The sequence below is a fragment of the Psychrobacter sp. T6-1 genome (genome assembly GCF_052258445.1).
This window is the reverse complement of record NZ_JBQQFC010000397.1, coordinates 1-1801: the sequence shown is the minus strand read 5'-3', so window position 1 is coordinate 1801 and position 1801 is coordinate 1. Positions and strand designations below refer to the sequence as shown.

The 1801-nt window shown below is 46.9% G+C and carries 2 protein-coding genes and 1 pseudogene; all 3 read left to right on the top strand.

Features of this window, described 5'->3' with window-relative positions:
- The coding region (gene prfB / locus ACTXGO_RS13190) for a peptide chain release factor 2 (protein WP_443574842.1) at positions 1-789 on the top strand (789 nt) is incomplete at its 5' end.
- A gap of 43 nt (positions 790-832) precedes the next feature.
- Positions 833-1117 (top strand): pyrimidine/purine nucleoside phosphorylase, encoded by a 285-nt coding sequence (ppnP, locus tag ACTXGO_RS13185; RefSeq protein ID WP_443574841.1) that lies wholly within the window; start codon positions 833-835, stop codon positions 1115-1117.
- 301 nt (positions 1118-1418) lie between these two features.
- A pseudogene (locus ACTXGO_RS13180) lies at positions 1419-1801 on the top strand (DNA topoisomerase IB); the annotation flags it as partial.

Genomic DNA, 1801 nt, shown 5'->3' with positions numbered 1-1801 from the left:
GATCAAGCTGAAAAACGTGTCGCTGATTTGGAATTTCGCCGTATGTTTAGCGGTGAGATGGATCCCAATAATTGCTATTTAGATATCCAATCAGGCAGCGGCGGTACTGAAGCACAAGATTGGGCAGAGATGCTACTGCGTATGTATACGCGCTGGGCAGAAGCTCATGGCTTTAAGGTGGACGTCATCGAGGTGTCCTCCGGCAGCGTTGCGGGTATTAAGTCGGCGACTATCGAGATTAAAGGCGATTATGCCTTTGGCTGGCTACGCACTGAGATTGGCGTGCATCGCTTGGTACGCAAGTCACCGTTTGACAGTAATAACGGTCGTCATACCTCGTTTGCCGCCGTCTTTGTGTCGCCTGAGATTGACGATGATATCGAGATCGATATCAATCCAGCGGACTTGCGTATTGACACCTACCGCTCATCGGGCGCAGGTGGTCAGCACGTCAACACCACGGATTCTGCGGTACGTATCACTCACGAACCAAGTGGCGTGGTGGTGACGTGTCAAAATGAGCGTAGTCAGCACGGCAACAAAGCGACCGCAATGAAAATGCTACGCGCCAAGCTCTATGAGCTTGAGATGCAAAAACGTATGGCGTCGCAGCAAGCGGTCGAGGATAATAAGTCTGATGTCGGTTGGGGCAGTCAAATTCGCTCGTATGTGCTTGATGACTCACGTATCAAAGATTTGCGTACGGGCGTTGAGACCTTTAATACGGGTGCGGTACTCGACGGCGATCTAGATCAATTTATCGAAGCCAGTCTAAAAGCAGGATTGTAAAAACACTTTTAATATTTAAATGAACTTAAATTTAAGGAAAATTATGCCAAGCGTTAATAGTTATTTTGATGACAAAGTCACGTCCATCGCCTTTCAAACGGCTACGCTTCTCGCTACTGTCGGCGTTATGGAGATTGGTGAGTATGAGTTTGGCACTAGCGAGTTTGAAACCATGACCGTTGTCAGTGGCGCGTTGACAGTCAAATTGCCTAAGAGCAATGAGTGGCAAACTTTTAGTGCAGGCGAGTCATTCACAGTAGAGGCCAATCAAAAATTCAATGTCAAAGTTGATGTAGAAACAGCTTACTTATGTACTTACGGTAAGTAGTTCTCAAATAGTTATACAGTCGACACTGAATAAAACAGATACATCGTATTATAGCGCGGAGTTGAAATAATTTTTTCTTGCGTGCTGTGCCTACGCCGACAGAGGCTGCAAAAAAACCATTTCAATCTCGCTGTGTTGAACTGACTATACTACAAAAAACGCCAAGTGTAATGCTTGGCGTTTTTTATATGCAGCACTTTTTTTACACAGTATTACACTTTGTGTGCGTCAAACACACAGCGCCGTATTAGATATTTACCTATGATTAAGCTCATAAACTTTACTTTTAAGGGTATAGCACATGGCAACAGCGACTGAGCAAGTCATAGACGATCTGCGTCACGATTATGAGCGCTTAGCTCGCCGTGCTAAGCTGCGTTATGTCAGCGATGATGAGCCAGGATTTACGCGAGTACGTTGGGGTCGCGGCTTTACTTATCGAGATGCTACGGGCAAGACGGTCAAAGACAAAGCCTTGCGCCGACGTTTTGAAGAGCTGGTTATCCCGCCGATGTGGACTGAGGTCTGGATATGCCAAGATGACAAAGGACATCTGCAATCGACAGGGCGTGATCTCAAGGCGCGCAAACAGTACTTGTATCATCCAGCATGGAACAACGTGCGCGATGAGGCTAAGTTCGATGCGATGATAGGGTTTGGCGAGGCGCTACCTCTTCTGCGAGC